At 65.5% G+C, this 17994-nt stretch carries 12 protein-coding genes and 1 pseudogene; 2 read left to right on the top strand and 11 right to left on the bottom strand.

Annotation, left to right across the window (positions count from 1 at the left end):
• Nucleotides 1–329 precede the first annotated feature (329 nt).
• The 11 genes and pseudogenes from R9Z33_RS11335 to R9Z33_RS11385 form a co-directional block, all read right to left on the bottom strand.
• A complete protein-coding gene (locus R9Z33_RS11335) occupies nucleotides 330–2120 on the bottom strand; it encodes an N-acetylneuraminate synthase family protein (protein ID WP_318651402.1) in 1791 nt (596 codons plus the stop codon).
• 30 nt (nucleotides 2121–2150) lie between these two features.
• Nucleotides 2151–3371: a UDP-4-amino-4,6-dideoxy-N-acetyl-beta-L-altrosamine transaminase gene (gene pseC / locus R9Z33_RS11340; RefSeq protein WP_318651403.1), complete on the bottom strand. Its 1221-nt coding sequence runs from the start codon at nucleotides 3369–3371 to the stop codon at nucleotides 2151–2153.
• On the bottom strand, nucleotides 3371–4399 hold the full coding sequence (gene pseB, locus R9Z33_RS11345) for a UDP-N-acetylglucosamine 4,6-dehydratase (inverting) (RefSeq protein WP_318651404.1): 1029 nt from the start codon (nucleotides 4397–4399) through the stop codon (nucleotides 3371–3373). Before pseB ends, pseC begins: the two co-directional genes overlap by 1 nt.
• Nucleotides 4396–5271: an NAD-dependent epimerase/dehydratase family protein gene (locus R9Z33_RS11350; protein ID WP_318651405.1), complete on the bottom strand. Its 876-nt coding sequence runs from the start codon at nucleotides 5269–5271 to the stop codon at nucleotides 4396–4398. Before R9Z33_RS11350 ends, pseB begins: the two co-directional genes overlap by 4 nt.
• Complete coding sequence (locus R9Z33_RS11355; RefSeq protein ID WP_318651406.1) at nucleotides 5256–6287, bottom strand: N-acetylneuraminate synthase family protein; 1032 nt, start codon at nucleotides 6285–6287, stop codon at nucleotides 5256–5258. The genes R9Z33_RS11350 and R9Z33_RS11355 overlap by 16 nt, the downstream gene beginning before the upstream one ends.
• Before the next feature lie 5 nt (nucleotides 6288–6292).
• Nucleotides 6293–7255 (bottom strand): ATP-grasp domain-containing protein, encoded by a 963-nt coding sequence (locus R9Z33_RS11360; RefSeq protein WP_318651407.1) that lies wholly within the window; start codon nucleotides 7253–7255, stop codon nucleotides 6293–6295.
• Between the two features lie 4 nt (nucleotides 7256–7259).
• Nucleotides 7260–7820, bottom strand: a complete 561-nt coding sequence (locus R9Z33_RS11365) for a GNAT family N-acetyltransferase (RefSeq protein WP_318651408.1) — start codon at nucleotides 7818–7820, stop codon at nucleotides 7260–7262.
• Complete coding sequence (gene pseG, locus R9Z33_RS11370) at nucleotides 7817–8851, bottom strand: UDP-2,4-diacetamido-2,4,6-trideoxy-beta-L-altropyranose hydrolase (RefSeq protein WP_318651409.1); 1035 nt, start codon at nucleotides 8849–8851, stop codon at nucleotides 7817–7819. Before pseG ends, R9Z33_RS11365 begins: the two co-directional genes overlap by 4 nt.
• Nucleotides 8848–13146, bottom strand: coding sequence for a tetratricopeptide repeat protein (locus R9Z33_RS11375; RefSeq protein WP_318651410.1), 4299 nt, complete (start codon nucleotides 13144–13146; stop codon nucleotides 8848–8850). The genes pseG and R9Z33_RS11375 overlap by 4 nt, the downstream gene beginning before the upstream one ends.
• A gap of 31 nt (nucleotides 13147–13177) precedes the next feature.
• Nucleotides 13178–16099 carry a tetratricopeptide repeat protein gene (locus R9Z33_RS11380; protein WP_318651411.1) on the bottom strand — a complete coding sequence of 974 codons (2922 nt, stop codon included), beginning with the start codon at nucleotides 16097–16099 and terminating at the stop codon, nucleotides 13178–13180.
• A 145-nt stretch (nucleotides 16100–16244) separates the two neighbouring features.
• A pseudogene (locus R9Z33_RS11385) lies at nucleotides 16245–16484 on the bottom strand (transposase domain-containing protein); the annotation flags it as partial.
• Nucleotides 16485–16614: 130 nt separating this feature from the next.
• On the opposite strand from R9Z33_RS11385, the gene R9Z33_RS11390 reads away from it, so the two are divergent.
• Entirely contained in the window at nucleotides 16615–17352 is a 738-nt protein-coding gene (locus R9Z33_RS11390; RefSeq protein WP_318651412.1) for a patatin-like phospholipase domain-containing protein, read from the top strand.
• 387 nt (nucleotides 17353–17739) lie between these two features.
• Nucleotides 17740–17991 (top strand): hypothetical protein, encoded by a 252-nt coding sequence (locus R9Z33_RS11395; RefSeq protein ID WP_318651413.1) that lies wholly within the window; start codon nucleotides 17740–17742, stop codon nucleotides 17989–17991.
• Nucleotides 17992–17994: the final 3 nt, after the last annotated feature.

Raw genomic sequence — 17994 nt, forward strand, 5'->3', positions numbered from 1 at the left:
CCCCTGTGAGCTGCAAAATCCCGATGGCGCAACCAGCCCGCCGTCGTGACCAAGCCGGAAAACTCTAACTTCCGGCGGTCCAAACATTGGTCGCGGATCATTCCGTACCGCCCAGCAGACGCGCAGGTCAGCCGACCAGCACCACGCGCCGCAAGGCAGTCGAGGGAAGACGCTTACCTGCTGAACGACTTGCTGCTGGCTGCAGAGCACCAACCTCGCAGAGCTTCGTGACCATACTCGCCGGCCCCGGACGTGTCGTGCGGCGCCAACAAGCGGGCCATGGTGACGGCGGCGCTGGCCGGCCCCTGAGGGCGCTCCTGGGGATCTTTCTAAGCCTTGGCCGGCACGATCCGGGTATCGCGCTTTAGCTGCTCGACCAGGACGTTGTTGGCGACATAGACCATTTGCCGGCTGGCATTGAGCGCCGCGATGTCAGGCCGCTTGTCCAGAACGGCGAAGACGTTGCGCAGCAGCGCCGACAGGCCCTGCGCGTCGAGTTCGCGGTAAAGTGCCTCGTACATCGCGAGATCCTCGGGGTAGTCCAGTGTCAGGCGGTAGTCGCGCACCAGATCTGGCGGCAGGTCGACCCACTGGATACGGAACAGTTCCGGGTTGTTCTCGACATACTGGTTCATGTACTCGGAGAAAGGCGCGCCGCCGGTCAGTCGATCGATGCGGCGCAGCACCTCGACGTTGAAGATCTGCGGTGCCGAGCCTGGCGCCTCAGTGCGGGCCCGTGTAAAATCGGCACCATTGCGGAAGTGCGCATCAAGCAAGATGCTCGTTACCTCGGGCGATATAGTCAGGCAGTCGGCCGTGACGCGCACGATCACGTCGATGCCGAACTTGTTGGCCGCGCCGAGGTACCGGCGAATGACGTCGTCCTCCTCTCCTCGCCAGAAGCCAACCTTGCCGTCGAGCGTGTGGCTGGCGAGCACGCCGTCGCGCTCATGCGTCGAGGTTGCTAGCACAGTGAGATCCACATCCTGCATGAGCAGGCAGTTTTCTAGGCAGCGCTCTATGCTTGACCGGCCGGCGACGGGCAGGATCGCCTTGTCGCGCAGGCGTGTGGACTTCATCCGCCCGGCGACGATCGCCCCGATCCGCGCCTTGCGGAAGTCATCGCGCACCAGCGGCGCGTTGCGCGGCACATCACGGGCCAGTACGTGGCGCGAGGTCTGCAACGCTTCGACCTCGTCCACCGTAATGCCCACCTTGTCGGTACGGCGGAATATGAGCGTGGACGGCGCCACCATGCTGCCAGCAGGCAGGTGCTCGCGGGCGATCGGCCGAGGCTTGGTCTTTGCAAGGTAGGCGGCCTCCAGCGGGACCACGAACCGGCCGGAGAAGGCCCGTGCTGTCAGCTCTAGATCGCGCGCCATTTCCGCGATCTCAGTCGGTTCGAGTGCTGCGGAGCCATCATAAGGGGCGCTTGTCCGGTCGAGCGCAACATGCTTCTCAATAATCTCGCAGCCCAACGCAGCCGCTAGCAAAGGCAAGCGCCGTGCGAAGGGGTCGGAGCCTTCCATATGGTCGGACATCGAGAGCAAGACGCCAGGAAAGGCCGCACGAAGAACAAGCAGCTTGTCGAGCGAGGTATCGTCCACCCGTGTGGGGTAGGCCTGGAAGCCAATCTGTAACGCGAGGCGGCCGGCGCCAAGGCCGCCGAAACGCGCTACTAGCTCTTGCAACTCGCCCAGGTCATGGCCTGAGACATTGAGGATCAGCGTCTTTTCGCGAAGATCGATGCTGCGCAGCGCGGATAGCACCTCATCGTTCACCAGCACCGAGGATTGCAGCTTGAGGCCGGCGATCTGCGGAAGGTTTGCCTCAAGTACTTGAAAGGCGCTGAGGTCAGCGCATTCAATCCAAACGCTGCCGACCTTCTCGTGCGCCTCGGCTATCAGGGCGGTCCAGTCGGCGTGGCCAATCTGGACCTGCTGGTAAATGCCGTAGTATGAAAAGTCTGGGAGAGCTAGCGTCTCGGCCGAGATGGGATGGAACTTGACCCCCGCCCGCGGGTAGCCAACCTTGCCTAGAGCCTCGGTCAAGCTGCGGACGGCGGCCACGTCGCCACCATGCACATTAGCGAATTCGTAAATTAGCGTAGGAATCTGCATGGCTGCGCCTTTTGTGGATGCGTGGGCGGATCAACCGCCCGCGCGCTGCACGATGTCGGTCAGAGCTTGGACCACGCGGTCCGTGTCGGCCTCGGTCAGGCCGTGATACAGTGGCAGGGACAGGCACCGCTTGTAGTATTCCTCGGCACCCGGGAGATGCTGCGCGCCGTAGCGCCCGACGTAGTATGGTTGAGTGTGCACTGGTATATAGTGCACCTGGGTGCCGATACCCGCCGCCCGTAACTCCGCCATCACCTTAGCCCGGCTGACGCCCAGGGACTCGAAGTCGATCAGCGCTACGTAGAGATGCCAACTTACAGACCGGCCGGAGGGCGAGCGGCCGAAGGGCTTAACCAGCGGCGCGAGCGGTGCGAGGCCGGTATCGTAGCGTGCGACCGCCGCCTGACGGCTAGCGATGAAGCTGTCCAGCCGCGCCATCTGCGAAAGGCCGAGGGCGCATTGCATATCAGTGATGCGATAGTTGAAGCCCAACTCGTGCATCTCGTAGTACCATGGATTTGGCGTATCGTTGTCGAAAGCGCGCTCCCGCAGGCGAAAGCCGCTTGGCTCACGGGTCATGCCATGGCTGCGCAACGAACGCAGGCGCGCCGCAATATGCGGGTCATTCGTCGAGACCGCGCCGCCCTCGCCGGTGGCGAGCGTCTTCACCGGGTGGAAAGAGAACACCGCCATCCCATCGCTTTCCGTGCAGCCAATAGGGACTAAGTCATTGCCGCGCTGGCGCATGGTACCGATGGCGTGCGCTGCATCCTCTACCACCTTGAGGCCGAGGGCGCGCGCCGCGTCACCGGCCTCGGTCGGCTGGCCGGCCAGATGCACCGGGAAGGCGGCGCGGACGTCAAGGCCGGCTGAGCTGCCGGCCCGGAAGGCCTGCTCGATGTCCTGGGCGCGGGCCAGCCCGGTGTCCGGATCGACATCGCAGAACACCACCTCCGCTCCGGTCATACGGACGGCGTTCGCGGTGGAGAGAAAGGTCACGCTAGGTACGATCGCAGCTTGGCCGGGACCGAGGTCCAGCGCCAGCGCGGCGAGGTGAAGCCCAGTCGTCGCGTTGGAGCAGGCGATGACATGCGCCGCCCCGGTGCGCGTCGCGAGTGCCGCCTCGAAGGCGCTGACTGAAGGACCCTGGGTCAGCCAGTCGCCTTGCAGCACCTCGACAACCGCCGATACGTCCTCGGCGGAGATGTTCTGCCGTCCGTAGGGCAGGAAGGGGGCGTCCGGATGGGACATTACGGCAGGTCCTGCAGGAAGGCGCGCATCTGCTCGTCTGTAACCCAGTCGGTGTTGGTTTCGGACGAATAGTAGAAGGTGTCGGGCGCGTATTGTGCGCCATCATTGGTGTAGCTGCTGCGCTGCCACCAGCTGAAGGCCGGCTCGATCACGTAGGCGTCCTCTAGCTCGATGGTCTGGCGCGCATCGTCCTCGTTCACCATCACCTCATGCAACTTCTCGCCCGGGCGGATCCCGACGACATGTGTCGGCAGGTGCGGCGCCATAACGCGCGCGAGGTCGGTCATGCGCATCGAGGGGATACGGGGCACGAAGATCTCGCCGCCGCGGGACTGCGACAGCGCGGCTACCGCGAAGTCTACGCCCTGCTGCAGTTTGATCCAGAAGCGCGTCATGCGTGGGTCGGTCAGCGGCAGCGAGGTGGCACCCTCGGCGATAAGCTTGCGGAAGAAGGGAATGACCGAGCCGCGCGAGCCGATCACGTTGCCGTAGCGCAGCGCGGCGAAGCGCGTGCCGATGCTGCCTGAGAGATTGTTCGCTGCGACGAAAATTTTGTCGGAAGCGAGCTTGGAGGCGCCGTAAAGATTGATCGGGTTGCACGCCTTGTCGGTCGAGAGCGCCAGCACTCGCGAGACCCGGTTCTCCAGTGCTGCGCGGACCACGTTCTCCGCACCGTTCACGTTGGTGTGCAGGCATTCGAACGGATTGTGCTCGGCGGCGGGCACATGCTTCATCGCGGCAGCGTGGATGACGATGTCCACCTCGCGCATCGCCATGTTCAGACGGTTGAAATCGCGCACGTCGCCGATGAAGAAGCGCAGGCAGGCATGCTCCTCCGGTCGGAAGATCTGCTGCATCTCGTAGTGCTTGAATTCGTCGCGCGATAGGATAATTAGCCGGCGCGGCTTGGCGCGTTTGAGGGCGTTCATGACGAAGTGTCGCCCGAAAGATCCCGTCCCGCCGGTGACCAGGATGGATTTGTCGTCCAGGTATTTGTATTGGCTGTCGATATCGTTGATCAGCTTCATGCGGCGTCTTCCATTCCTGTAGATTGGGTGGGTGGGCCGCCGGCTGCCGTCGCCAGGGCGATGCGGATGCGTTCTGGCAGCGACCCGGGGGCAGGACCATAGGCTGCGTTAAGGCGCGACAGGTCCATCTCAAAAACTGGGTGTGCGACCTGGGTGGCGAGCGGGGCGCCGCTCGCCTGCGCGACTAGCGCGACGAGACGATTGATCGAATGCGGACCGGGATAGCCGACGTTCAGGATGCTCGTGGGCGCGGCTGGCCGGAGTGCGGCGCGTGCCACCACGCTGGCAGCATCCTCGACATGCATGGCCGCCCACATGACCGGCGCGGCGGGCAGACTGGGGGTCAAGCCGAGCGCTGCGGCGCGGCAAAGCTGTTGAACCAGGCCGCCCCGCCGCGGCGCGCCGAACAGGCCGGGCAGGCGGAGGATCGTGGCGGCCAGCCCGCCGGCCGCCTCCAGAACGCGCTCCGCCTCACGCTTGCCGAGACCATAGGCAGATTGCGGATCGGTCGTCTCCTCGCGTGCCGGCATGGGCTGCGTGGGCGCGTAGACGGTCATCGACGAGATGTGCACTAGGCGTTGCACCCCCGCCTCGGCCAGGTGGCGCGTCATCTGGACGCTCCTCGCCGCCGCCGCCGTGTCATCATAGCTGCCCACGCGCTCGGCCGCGCAATGCACCACCACGGCCGGCCGCACCGCTGCCAGCAGGGCGCGCAGGGCCGACCGGTCCAGCAGATCGCAGGCCAAGCCGACGCGCCCGTCGCGCGAGGCACCGGTCGCCGCGCCACCCGCCGCGTAGATCGCGTTCAGCACGTGGGCGCCGAGATAACCGGCCGCCCCCGTGACCAGAATGGGCCCTAGATGTGCTGCCATGTGATCCACTCATCCGCCTCAATGCGCGTCTTGGCGGAGCGGCCCAGGACATGATCCATCATATGCGGCGGGATGCCGAGACCAGGGCGTTTGGCCGTCAGCATCTCCCGCGACAGCACCTCGCCGGGCTCTATCGCGCGCGCGGCGTGCAGGCTGCGGCGGCACTTCTCATACATGTCGGCCTCCTCGGGCCTGGGGCCGGCCTTCGCGCCGTCGCCGATTGCCTTCTCCACCTCGCGCACGTGCCGCACCATGGCGGCGAACTCGCCAGGTTCCATGGCGAAGCGGTGGTCGGGGCCAGCCATAGCGCGGTCGAGCGTGAAGTGCTTCTCGATCATGCAGCCGCCCAGCGCCACCGAGGCGATTGGGATATGCTCGCCGATGGTGTGGTCGGAATAGCCGGTTAGCACGCCGAAAGCGTCGCGCATCACCCGCATCGCTGCGAGGTTGCTGAGTTCGCTCGGTGCCGGATAGAGCGAGGTGCATTGCAGGAGCACGATGTCGCGGTTACCGGCGGTGCGGCAGGTTTCCACCGCGCGTTGGATCTCCATCCAGTCCGCCATGCCGGTCGATAGGATCACCGGCTTGCAGGTCTCTGCACAAAGACGCACCAGGTCGAGGTCGGTAATGTCGAAGGAGGCCACTTTATTGGCCGCCATGCCCAGCGCGGCGAGTTCGGCGATAGCCTCTGGGTCGCAGGGCGAAGATAGGAACACGACGCCCCTTTGCTCGGCGTGCTCCTTCAGCGGCGCGTGCCAGCTGCGGTCGAGTTCGATGGACTCGATCAGCTCGTAGATGGATACGCCCTTCAGGTAGTTCACGTCGGGCGTGCGGCGCGAATAGTGGCTGGATGCCTTGAAAGTTTGGAACTTGACAGCGTCCGCGCCGCTTTCGGCGGCGGCGTCAATCAGGCGCAGTGCTAGGGCGAAGTCGCCGTTATGGTTCGAGCCAATCTCAGCGATGATGAAGTTGGGCTGGCCGTCCCCGATGGCGCGGCCGTCGATCTCGATCTGCATGGTGCTCAGCCTCCTTCCATTGGAGTCATCTGGTTGTTCCAGTTGCGCTTGAGGCGCATCGGCCGCACCTCATGCCGCCGGGCGTACCCCAGCCAGTCGCCGATCGGGTCGGCCCCGGCGGCGATCGCTAGGCAGAGGGTGGTGGAGACGCGTGGGTTTACCTCGAAGGGTGCCACCCGGCCGTCATCGCCCAGGATGAGTTGTACGTTGTAGGGGCCTTCCGGGCGAAGCGCCCTGTGCAGGGCTTCGCAATAGGCGACCACGCGAGACTCCATGTGGATCTCCGCCCGTATGGTGACACCACGCTTGGAGAGAACGCGGATCGGGATCAGGTCGCACAGACGCGCCTGGGCGTCGGCTGAAACATACACGGTATATTCCGTGCCGGGGAGCTTCTCCTGCAGCACGACTGCCGCAGCCTTCTGTCGGTAGAGGCCGAGGTAATGCGGCACCTGCGCCGGCGCCTCCAGCACCATCACGCCGCGCGACCCGCGGCCGGAGCGGGGCTTGGCGATGCAGGGAAAGCCGATCTCTTCGGGCCGGTCGGCCGTGACGGTGAAGGGCGCATCCAGCCCCGCCGCTAGCAGGCGACGCGCGCTCTCGAACTTGTCCTGCATGGCCAGTACGAACTCCGGCTGGGGCGCGAGGACCCGCAGCGCCGGCAAATGTCTCAGTAGGTCACGAATCTGCGGCAATTCCTCATCCACGCCCGGCACCAGCACCTCGGCGCGGCAGGCCGCCAGCACAGCGGCCGTGCGAGGGATGAAATCCGCCGCGTCGGCATGCGGGATGGCGAGCTTACGCGCCGCTGGAATGGTGTCGGGGATTGAGGCGGGGTCGGCGTCGGCGAAGAACAGGTTGTAGCGGTCGTGCAGCAGGCGCTGCAGCGCCTCGCTCGCGGCACCGCCGCCGCCAGTGAAGACGACCACGGGCAGCTTCTTGTCGATCGCGCTGTCAGCGAGGGTCATGCCGTCAACCTGGTTGGGCCGCACGAAAGGCGGCGTGGAATGCCGTGATGCGATGCGGCTTCCAAGCGGCCGCAGTGAGGGACCAGATGCCGACGGGTTCCGCCGCGCTCGCCTCCGCCTCCGCCTCGCGGGTGAAGCCAAGGCGCACGTGCAGGCGCTGGCTGAGGGCGTTGCGCCTCAGAATGCGGGTTCGCAGCAGGGCGAAGCCGGGCCGCTCGAAAATCCGGTCGAGCGCAAGCACGCCGAGCGCGAAGCCCGAGCCGCGCGGCGCATCCATCTCGCCCAGATAGATCGTCCAGTCGCCCGTGCCAGCGTCTTCCGGGCTGAGCTTGAGCCCGACATGGCCGACCGGCCGCCCGCGATGCTCCAGGACATAAAGGGCATGCGTGTCGGAGCTGGCGAGGACGCCACGGAGGTAGCCGAGATGCGCCTCGAAGCTTGTCGGTCGCGGCTGCAGCATCATTTCAGCGATACGCGGTGCACACCGCCAGGCGAAGAGCGTCGGCGCATCCGCCAGCGTCACGTCGCGCAGTAGGAACTCCGCGCGGATGAGCCCGAGCGTCATGCCCATCGGCCTTCCAGCAGACCATCTGCCACTCGATGGATACCGAGCGCGTCCACCGCGCGCATGCCGGCGAACGCGGCCCCCATGCGCCATTTCTCGTCGACTAGTGCGGTGTCTATTGCCGCTTCGATAGTAGCGTCGGATAGCGTGTCGGCCATTCCTAACACACGGGCCGCGCCAAGCCGCTCCACGCAAGCGCTGACGCCAATTTGGTTGTCGGCAAGAAGTACGATTAGTGAGGGCAGCCCCAGCGCGCAACGTTCCCATGTGGTAGTGCCAGCAGCTCCGAGCGCTAGGTCAGCGGCAACCATCAGGTAAGGTAGCCTATCGTTGAACGCCGCGTAGTCAATGTGTGCCACGTTGGCAACCGTGCGTGCCACCTCGGGTTCCAGAGGGTTGGAGACGCCGCCCAACAGGTCAACGTCGAGGGTCGCATATTTCGGTCGCGCAAGCAGACGTGCGACGCGCAGCGTGATGCCCAACGGGTCGTTTGCACCGAAGGTCACCAGTAGACGGCGCACCGGCCCCGGCCGCCTCGAAATAGCCTGGCGGATTTGCCGAAACGTGTCGTTCAACAGGGCCCAGCGCAGGCCAGTAAGCAGGCGCGTGCCTGCCGGCAGCAGTCCAGCGTAGCGCTCCGTAGGGTTCGTGAACTCCGTGGCATCAAGCAGAACGTCGCAGTCATGCGAACGGTCAGCAAGATCGTCGATGACCATCAGGTGGCGTACCGCTGGGCGGATTGCGCGCTCATAGGCCCGGTCGCGACCGTAATGGTCTACCACCAGCCAATCGGCCCGCTCCGCACTAATGGCAGCGAGCGTAGCAACCGGATCGCCAGCCGGGTCGTCTGGGATCATCGTACATTCGAAGCCCTGCGCGCGAATAATGTGCGGGATTGCACCCGGCTGGTCGGCGCAGATGAATTGCACCGCTGCGCCGCGTCGACGAAGCTCCTGCGCCAGAGAAAGGCAGCGCATGACATGGCCCGAGCCAATGACTCGCGAGGCGTCGGCACGGAAAACAAGTTTCATGCCCGAGCGCCCCAACCGCGCCGTGACAGACCGGTGAGGTCGCGCGCTATGGCAGAGATGATGCCGGCGCGGCTGCCATAGGTATGGAGATCATAGTGGATGATGCTGGGCTGCCAGACATCGACGCCATCGGGGCCGCTGCGCCATACATCGGCGGCGCCCGGCCAGGTGGTGAAGGACCAGACTGGCACGCCCACTGCGCCCGCAGTGTCGCGCATTGAGACCCCGACGGAGATGACGAGGTCGAGTTCGGCAATGAGCGCTGCTGTGCCCTCGAAATCGTCGAACAGGTCGAGCCCCGGGATCACGGCGAGGTTACCCTGGAACACCTCCTGCTCCGCATGGGTCAGGTTCACCTGGAGGTTGACAAAGCGCGTGCCCTCAACCGCCAGAAAGGGGCCGAGCTCCTCAGCCTGGAGGAAGCCACGCTGTCGGTAACCACTACTGTAGGAGCCACGCCAGCATAGGCCTACGCGCAGGCCGGCTGGCAAAGCGTCGAGTATCCGTCGCGCCTCAGCGCGGCGGCCCGGATCGGTCTTAATTAGTCGCCGCTCAATATCCTCGCCGTCGCGCAAACTACCCTCAAAATACACGCGATGGATCAGGGAGTCGCTGTTGCAGACGAAGCCACCGTCATCGACTAAATCATAAGGAATGGACATCTCCAGTACGCGCGGTGAAACGGACGGCCACGCTGTCGAAATTAGAGTGACATCTCCATCGCGCCGACGCAAACGGCGATGCCCGGAATGTACTGGGATGAAGTCGATCTCTGGGAAAGTACGGGAGAGCAGTGTGGTTAGCCGCGGATCACAGGCGAAAGTGACTTGCGCGCCAGAGCGGATCAGCCATGGGCAGCAGACCATCGTCACTCGCAACTCATCGCCGGGGCCGCCGCGCATTCCGACGAGCAGTCGCTGCCCGTGCAGTGATTCACCGCGCCAGACCCTCATCGAGCCGGGGAAGGCTTGGTCGAACAACGTACAGAGATCGGCATGTGCTGTGATAGCCTCCTGCCACTCGCTCCGCAGCATGTGGCACATGACGCTGTGCCAAAGCACGCGGGCGCCCGGATCTTTGCCGGTGCCGGCAGCCGCACGCCGCGCGACGCCGTAAGCCGCGAGCGCGGCGTCAATGTCGTCGCTCTCCTCTTCGAGTAGGCCTAGCTGCGCGTATAGCCGCACATAACCCGGTGAGAGCATGCGCGCCGTAAACAGCGCTACCCGGGCGCCCTGCACGTCACCGGTCCGCTGCAGCGTGATGCCCAGAAGGAGATGCGCGTGCGCATTCAGCGGGTCGATCGCCACAGCACGCCGAATAAGGACAAGAAGCCCTTCATCCGTGCCGGCTTCGATCAACTGCTCGGCGAGCGCGAGAATCAGCGGCACGTTGGCAGGGTTCGCTGTGAGCGCGGTACGGAGTACGCTCTGCGCCTCAGCACGATCGGTAAGGCGCGCCATTAAGCCGGCGACGCTGCGGGCGACGTCGGGATTGCTACTGCGCCCGAGACCCGAGGCCTCGATCACCGTCCGCGCGCCCGCGTAATCCATGCGCAGCAGCCTCAGCATGACGTGCTGTTCGAGCAAAGCTATGCCGTAGCGAGGGTCGCCCACCAGTTGCGCCAAAACAGCGTCCGCTTCGGCAAGCCGCCCTGCCTCAAACAGCAGCAGGCCCAACTGGGTGCGGGTCTCGAAATCGTCCGGGAAGCGCTGCAGCACGGTGCCAAGCTTTGCGAGTTCGGCTTCCAGCCGGCCCGCTTTCATCAGCACGTCGCCGAGTGCGCGGATGCGCCGAGGCAACAGTGGCGTGACGGTCAGCAGGCGGCGTAGCAGAGCCTCTGCAGCCGCATCCTGCCCGGCGAGGCGCAGCAACTCGCTTTGGCTTTCGAGCACGGTGTCGCGCTGGCGCTGCGCCTCGGGTAGTGAAGCGTATTGTGCCAGCGCCTCCTCCATCTGCCCAGCGACGCGAGCGAGGCGCGCCTTAGCCAGCAATCGGTCTGCCGTTTGTCCAGGCAGCGAATTGAGCACAGCGAGTGCGTCCCCATAGTAGCCCGCGCGCTCTAACGCGCCGGCCAGCAACGCTACGAGTGCCGAAGCGTCACGCTCGGCAAGCTCGATAGCACGGCGCAAAATTGGCAGAGGTTCATCTAATCCGCGGTAGCGCGTCGCGAAGCTAAGTAGGCTCGTCGCCGCCGGTGTCGCGCGTCCGGCTTCCGTTACTAGCTCCAGGGCCAGGGCGCTTACGTCAGTCAGGATGCGTTCGACGCGCAGTTGATTGTTCGTTCTCAGCAAGGAGCGGAGCCCCTCTGCCAACAGTTCGGCACAGTCACATGCGCCATCCGGGTCGCTGAGCTTCGAATTGCGAGCATAATCGCCGGCGCGCCCGCTCTCGCCATGTAGCAGTTCGACCGCGAGGGCGGCGGATAGGGCGGGCGTACTGGCTGGGTGCTCCACAATCATCGCGCGACTTGCCAGCACCGCCTCCTCCAGTTGGCCAAGTGCCACAAGCAGGCGAAGCCGCGCCAAATGCAAATGAACGATGCGCGACTCGGTCGCAATCCATGACGAAATCGTCGGCAGCAGCCGCTCCTGCTGCGCCGGAGTCAGCGACGACTTCGCCAGCCCGGGCAACGCCTTGTGGTCAGAAACCTGAGCAATTGCGGCGTCCAGACAACGCTCCGCAAGCGATTCATTCCCGGCGCGCCGGGCCACCTCGCCGATATGCCGCCATTGATCCGAAGTCAGCGCGTGAGCTGCTGGGTGCGCGGCAAGCGCTTCCACCCACGCGCAGGCGGCGGGGTAGATACCAGAACGGCGAAGCTGATCCAGCACTGTCAGCGCCGGCTCAACCTCGGGCCACTCAGCAAGCACGAGGCTCGGCAGCATTGCGTCCGTCGCTGCGTCGGAGCAGGCTCGATGCAGGTTGAATAGGGCCTCGGTCAAGCGAGAGGCGCCACGGAACATTGGCGATTGCGCTATCCATTCAAGCGCGGCGGCGATCCCGTCGATTTTCGCCAACGCTATCCCGAAGTTTAGCGCCAGATGGAAGCGCGATGGATGCACCTTTAGGGCTTGCCGGCAGATTTGCAGAGCCTCTTCCGCCGCGCCGCGTGCCAGCAACAGGCGGGTGAGGCGAATCCCCGGCGTGCCGTCGCCCGGCTCGGTATGTGTGAGGAGTGCGAGCAGGCGTGCGGCGACGTGCCACTCGCGCTGAGCTTCGGCGCAGCGTGCTGCCAGCATCAGCGCTTCTGCGTGCAGGGGCTCTCGCGCTAGTACAATCCGCAGCAGGTCCCAGGCCCGCTTCGGGGCGTGCTTCGCTAGTTCGACCGAAGCCAAGCCGAGCAGGGCGCCCAGATGCTGGGGGTCAATCATCAACGCTGCCCGAAAGCTGACCTCGGCATCCTCAACCTGCTTGGCTGCAAGCTGGGCCTCGCCGCGCAGCGTGCCGACGAGGGCAGGCTCGTCGGCCACCAGAATTGTTGCCTCGTCTACGCGAGCCGTCGCGGCCAGAAGGCGGGCTAGGCTGCGTCGCGTGTCAGGTGCCGGGGCTGGTTGGAGCAGTCGCTTGCGCAGCAGCTCCTCGGCGCCTGCAGTGTCCTTTATCGCCCACAGCGCCTCAGCGAGCAGTGCGGACGCTTGGGGATGGTCTGGCGTGCGCGCTAGCAGGGCGGTCAGCACTTGCACGGCTGCTTTGGGATTAGGCACACGCAGCAAGGCTGCGGCGTGTTCCAGGGCTAGCCCGTCGTTGGTAGGCGCGTCGCGCACCAGCCCCGCCAGCAACTCGACAGCGGCCCTTGGCTGGCCTAGCGCAAGACACTTCTGTGCGACTTCGCGGCGCTGCCTGTCATCAGTTGCTAGGCCACGCGCAACACGCAGGCTGGCGGTCGCAACGATGAATTCGCTCGCCAGCATTGCTGCGCGGGCAAGCCCGAGCCAAGCAACGAGGTTTGTCGCGTCCTCGGCAATCAGTGCGCGCCAGTGCGCGACGGCTGTCGGCCAGTCCTCGTGCGCCTCGGCCCGCAAAGCCTCGCGCGCTGGGCCGAGCGACCAACCGGGTTCCGCAACCGCCAGAACGAACGTCTCGTCATCGATCTCAGCCTGTACGCGCAATTCGGTGAGGGGAGCACCGCGCGCGAGCCGGAGCGTGAAGCTGCCATCCACCTCGGCCGCGCTCGCCAGAACTGCGTCGTCGAGATAGGCGCTGACGCGAACCGGTTGGTTGGAGGCGAGGTCGGCCGCCCAGCCAGCGATGTGGCCGGGCGCCACCCTCTCTATCTCGCCCTTCAAGCGTGGCATGGCTGTTGGCCTTGCTTCTGGATGCAGTTCGTCACCACGCCGAACGTCCCTCAGTTTGCTCCGAGCCGCGCCTGGGCTCAGCGGACTGCGGCACCCGCTTAGTCAGCGATTTGGGCTGTATGTGGGTCGCCGTGGGGTGGAGCAAATCGGTCCCCGCGGAGTTGGCGATCCTCCAGTCAAGTGCACGGGAGCGGTTCAGCAGCAGGGTGCGTGTACCCACCGCACCTGCTAGCTCGCCGGTACTGTTGATGATCGAGATGACAGCGTCGAGCGCGCCGAGTAGCGCCGCCGTGCCGTCGATGTCGTTACGCAAGTCGAGACCGGATAACCGGTGCACCGATAGATCTGCGCGCGCGGCCAGCTCAGACTCACCATCCACTTGCACTGACACGAATTGCGCGCCCGGTAGGTCGAGCACGGCGCGCCAGTCGTCTAATTCCGTCATGTTGGCGCGACGCATGGGAGTGTCGAAGGAACTAGTCCATGCAATACCGATCTTGCGGTCCGGGCCAAGCGCGGCAAGCCGCTGCCGCCAGGCATGCACAGCAGCCTCGTCAGGGCGCAGGTAGGCCGGATGCTGCGGAAACGCATCGCGATCAGCACGGAAGTCGGGTAGCAGGTCGGTCGCAAGGGCGATGCGGTCGAAGCCCTGTGCGCGGTGCCAGGTTGTCCCGTCTATGATCGAGGCCAGCGCCAGATCTGGTAGACCGGCATAAGCGGGTGCAGCGGAGACCGGCGGCGGCCCGTCCCGTCCGTGCCAACGAGCCACCGGAATGAACGACAGACCGGCGAAGGAGCGCTGGAGCAGCGGCAAGAGGCGTGGGTCGGCACCGAATACCGTGTCGGGGTGCCGTGCGGCAATTTGTGGGTAGATTGCGCACCAGTTCACCTCGTCCCCGATGCCCCAAGCCGGCAGTACCAGCAACCGCTCACCACGGCGCACTGCGTCCATCCGGCGGGTCACGCGCGCCTCGCCCAGACTGGCGCGCAGCGCCGCCGAGACGTCGCTGTGGCGGTACATCTCGAAGGCCTGCCGGTATTCGCCGAGAGCCAGATGCATCGGCGCCAATAGACCGATGCCACGCCGCAGCACCGCTGGCGAAGCAAAGTACCGCGCGTGCTGCGCGACATGCGCACGGGCAGCCGCGTAATCGCCATTGGCGCAGAGGATAATCAGCTTCTCTTCGCGTAGCCTGCTGTCGTCGGGGTCGATACCGATGGCGCGCTCGATCGCGGCGAGCGCGCCAGCCGAATTACCCGACGCTCGTTCGAGACTGGCCTGCAGGCGTAGTAGAGGGACATGGCGCGGCAGCGCCTGTAAGGCCGTCTCGAGTGCGACTCGCGCCCCCGCCATATCACCCGCTTCGAGCCGTGCCTCTGCGAGGAAATGCCGCTCGCGCGGGTTCGGCGCCACGCGAGCGGCGACCATTGCCAAGTGGCGAGCCCATTCCGCATCAGCGCTGCTACCCTCAAGGGCGCGAAGCCGTGACCAGGCCCGGACGTGCCATGGGATCGTCTCGAGGCAGCGGGTGAAGGCCTCAATCGCATCTGTCTCCAACCCTAGTTTCTCGCAGACTAGGCCCAGCCGGTAGAGCGCATCGCCATCATCGGGTGCAATACGGAGCGCCTGTCCAAGTAGCGCGCGGGCGCGCTGGAGTCGTCCTGTGCGGGCCGCCAGCACTCCAAGTTCGCGCAATACCTCCGGCAGCAGGGGCTTGCATTGCATGCAATTCAACAGCGTCTGCTCCGCGGCCGCTAGCATACCCGCGTGTGCCTGCAGTTCGGCTAGTGCCAGCAGGTTCATGCTGTCCTGTGGCATCAGCGCCGTCAGTCGCTCGCGCGTGGTGATGGCGGCAGTCCAGTGGCCCTGTGCCGCCTGAACGCGCGCTAGGGCGATGAGTACACGCGGATTGTTGTGATTGTTTTGCGCGAGAGCCTCAGCCAGCGCTTCTGCTATGTCGGCGCGCTGGCGTTGCAGCATCAAGTCTATTTCGTGCAACTCCTCCTCGACGTCCGGCACGGTCTCAAAGGTGAGGTTGCGCAACTCCAGTTCGAGGTCGGGCAGAGCTGCGCGCCGGGCGGCGCGTGCCATCAGCCGAATATGCGGACGCAGCAGTGGGGCTAGAATGCTTACTGCGCCGCCGCGGATGCCCGGCTCGGCGTGTAGGGCGACAAGGCTGGCCCAAAGGCGGGCGCGTGCGGCGCGCGGCTCGGCAACGCGCATGGCGTCGCGCGTTGCCTGCGCCACCTGCGACCACTCACCGAGTCGCAGGGCGATTTCGACGCCAAGATTGGCCCAGCGCTGGCTACTGACGGCATCCTTCGGCCGCTTACCGTGTACTGCCCGCGCCTCTGCAGGTGAGCCGGCCTCTAGCAGCAGTGACGCGAGATCGAGTGAGGGGGCGGGTGGTTTCCCCTGATGCATCATGTACAAGCGGTAGGCGCGCAACGCCTCGGCTGCATCGCGCTCATGCAGGCTTTGCCGCAGTAGTGCTGGGCCGGTTTCCGCGTGGCTAGGGCTTAGGGCATCTGCATCGTCGAGATGGCGTCGCGCGGCAACAAAATCGCCGGCATCCTGATAGCTGCGGGCCAGCTTCAGGTGGGATTCGAAATGCCGAGGCCGGACTTCCAGGACGCGCTGCCACGCAATAATCTCGCTGGCGGGATCACTTTGACCGCCATGGGCGCGGGCATTAAACAATCGGAGCGGAAAGGACTGCGGCGCCAGCGATAAACCGTGCCCAAGAACCGCGCGCGCCGTGACGAAGTCCTTTCGTCGCAGAAGCGCCTCACCCAGTTTAGCGATGGCCTCGACGTCATCGGGCTCCGCCTCAAGAACACTGGTCCATCTGTCAACCGCTAGGATCCATTCCTGTTCGGCGCTGGCGGCCAGAGCCGCGTCGCGCATGCCTTGATGCTCAAAGGATCGGCTCCTCGACGTCTGCTCCGACACGTGACCCCTGGGCGAGATATTGCTGACCATTGGAAGGTATAGTATCGCTCCTAACATCTACATGCACAGAATGCAGGGAGTTTGTAAACCTTGTGGAGCGGCTGTAAGCGCGCTGGCGGTTGCGGCGTGGGCGGCTTGATGGGGCTCAGGCGGCGTCGGGCCGGAGGTTCCTAGACGCGAGGTCGCCGATGCGGTTGGTTGGGTGGTCGGCGATGCGGTTGAGGAGACCGCAGAGGTGAGCCTGCGGTTCCCAGCCGTTGAGCTCCGCGGTGCCGACCAGGGTGTAGATGACCGCGGCCCGCCTGCCGCCCTCGTGCGACCCGGCGAACAGATAGTTCTTCCGACCCAGCGCGAGCGGGCGCATGCGCCGCTCGGCGGCGTTGTTGTGCAGGCAGGCAGGTCAGGTCGCGGATCATCGGCGATGACGGCGGCGATCCAGGAAGCCTACGTCCAAGGTATCTCGACGCGCTCCGTGGACCCTGGACAGTCCCGCGCTGCTCACAGGCTTTGCGGCCATGATCAAACGCATGGACACGGGCAGCCCCTGGGTGGTCTCCAACAACCCGCGCGGTCCGTATTGGGAGGGTCCGCCCGATGGAAGCTGGATGGGCACCCGCCACTACAACCTGCCTGCCATCGTCCGCGCCAGCACCGCCGCACCGGGATATTTCCGGCCCGAGTTCCTGCGGATCGCGGCGGGCGCTCCGCCTGGATTATTCGTGGATGGCGGCGTCTCGCCTTACGACAATCCGAGCTTGCCGCTGCTGATGCTGGCCACCGCGCGCCCCTATCGGCTTCGCTGGAAGATGGGGCCCGAGTCCCTGATGATGGTATCCGTCGGTAGGGGCAGTTTTCGCGTCCGCATGGCGCCGGGCACGCGTGGCCCGGCCGTGGGCATGGTGGCGCGCGCCCTGCTCGGCATGATCGGCGATGGGCAGGCGTTGTCGCTCACACTGATGCAATGGATGTCCGTGACACCCGCTCCGCACAAGTTGAACAGCGAGATCGGCGACCTGGCCGACGAGTTCCTGGGCGGCGTGCCGCTCCTGCGCTTCCTGCGCTACGACCTCCCGCTGGAGGCGGAGTGGCTGGAGCAGGAGCTGGCGACCCGGACGGACGCGAGATCGCTGGCGGAGCATCGCCGGATGGATCACCCGGGTGGTATGTCGGCGCTCCGTGACATCGCTGAGCGAGCGGCGGAGCGGCAGGTGCGACCCGAGCATTACCCCGCGTGTTTTGATCTTGATGGCTGAAATCACCGCCACGTCGCGGGCGGGGCTTCCAATGCATCCGTGGTCTCGGGGCAGGGGATCAACCCTCGCGGCAGGCGCATCGGCGTGGAAGCGTCGTCGTCCACGAGGAACCGTGAAGCGGCGGCGTCCCGCTTTGCCGTCCATCCAGGCCGGTGATGCGAGGCATGGCGTGAACTTGCAGAGGCAGCCGGCCCATGCGACCCAAATCGCGATGGGCCGCGATTCCCCCATCTCGCCGACGCCCTTTCCCACGGAGCGATAGCAATAGTCCGCAGCCATCTGGTCACGCGACGATCGGCCTCTGCCCTTCTCACCCTCGCCACCGTCGGTTGTGCCGGAAGTGACATACCTGACCGCGGCCTCTTGGCCGAGGGCCCGGAGCGCCTCATGTCCCGGCTGCGCCGGCTCGAGGACGCGGTCGTCGATCTCGGCGCAGAGGCGCGAGACCTGGCTGCGGCTGATGCCCTCCATCCCCATGGCGCGCACCAGATCGTCCGCGAAGCGCGGCGCTGTCTCTCGGCTACCCTCCATGAGCGACACGAGCGCCCGCAACCGCAGCGTTTCCGCGTGGTCCGCCTCGACCGCTTGATGGTCGGCCAGGACCGCCCCCGCTGCCGCGACTTTCCCCTGCTCGAGTAGGAG

This window comes from Sediminicoccus rosea (assembly GCF_033547095.1).
Classification (GTDB): domain Bacteria; phylum Pseudomonadota; class Alphaproteobacteria; order Acetobacterales; family Acetobacteraceae; genus Roseococcus; species Roseococcus rosea.

Coding starts and splice junctions, on each gene's coding strand:
- R9Z33_RS11335 (WP_318651402.1), bottom strand. CDS start 2,120: ATGCAGATTCCTACGCTAATTTACGAATTCGCTAATGTGCATGGTGGC.
- pseC (WP_318651403.1), bottom strand. CDS start 3,371: ATGTCCCATCCGGACGCCCCCTTCCTGCCCTACGGACGGCAGAACATC.
- pseB (WP_318651404.1), bottom strand. CDS start 4,399: ATGAAGCTGATCAACGATATCGACAGCCAATACAAATACCTGGACGAC.
- R9Z33_RS11350 (WP_318651405.1), bottom strand. CDS start 5,271: ATGGCAGCACATCTAGGGCCCATTCTGGTCACGGGGGCGGCCGGTTAT.
- R9Z33_RS11355 (WP_318651406.1), bottom strand. CDS start 6,287: ATGCAGATCGAGATCGACGGCCGCGCCATCGGGGACGGCCAGCCCAAC.
- R9Z33_RS11360 (WP_318651407.1), bottom strand. CDS start 7,255: ATGACCCTCGCTGACAGCGCGATCGACAAGAAGCTGCCCGTGGTCGTC.
- R9Z33_RS11365 (WP_318651408.1), bottom strand. CDS start 7,820: ATGACGCTCGGGCTCATCCGCGCGGAGTTCCTACTGCGCGACGTGACG.
- pseG (WP_318651409.1), bottom strand. CDS start 8,851: ATGAAACTTGTTTTCCGTGCCGACGCCTCGCGAGTCATTGGCTCGGGC.
- R9Z33_RS11375 (WP_318651410.1), bottom strand. CDS start 13,146: ATGCCACGCTTGAAGGGCGAGATAGAGAGGGTGGCGCCCGGCCACATC.
- R9Z33_RS11390 (WP_318651412.1), top strand. CDS start 16,615: ATGATCAAACGCATGGACACGGGCAGCCCCTGGGTGGTCTCCAACAAC.
- R9Z33_RS11395 (WP_318651413.1), top strand. CDS start 17,740: ATGTCCCGGCTGCGCCGGCTCGAGGACGCGGTCGTCGATCTCGGCGCA.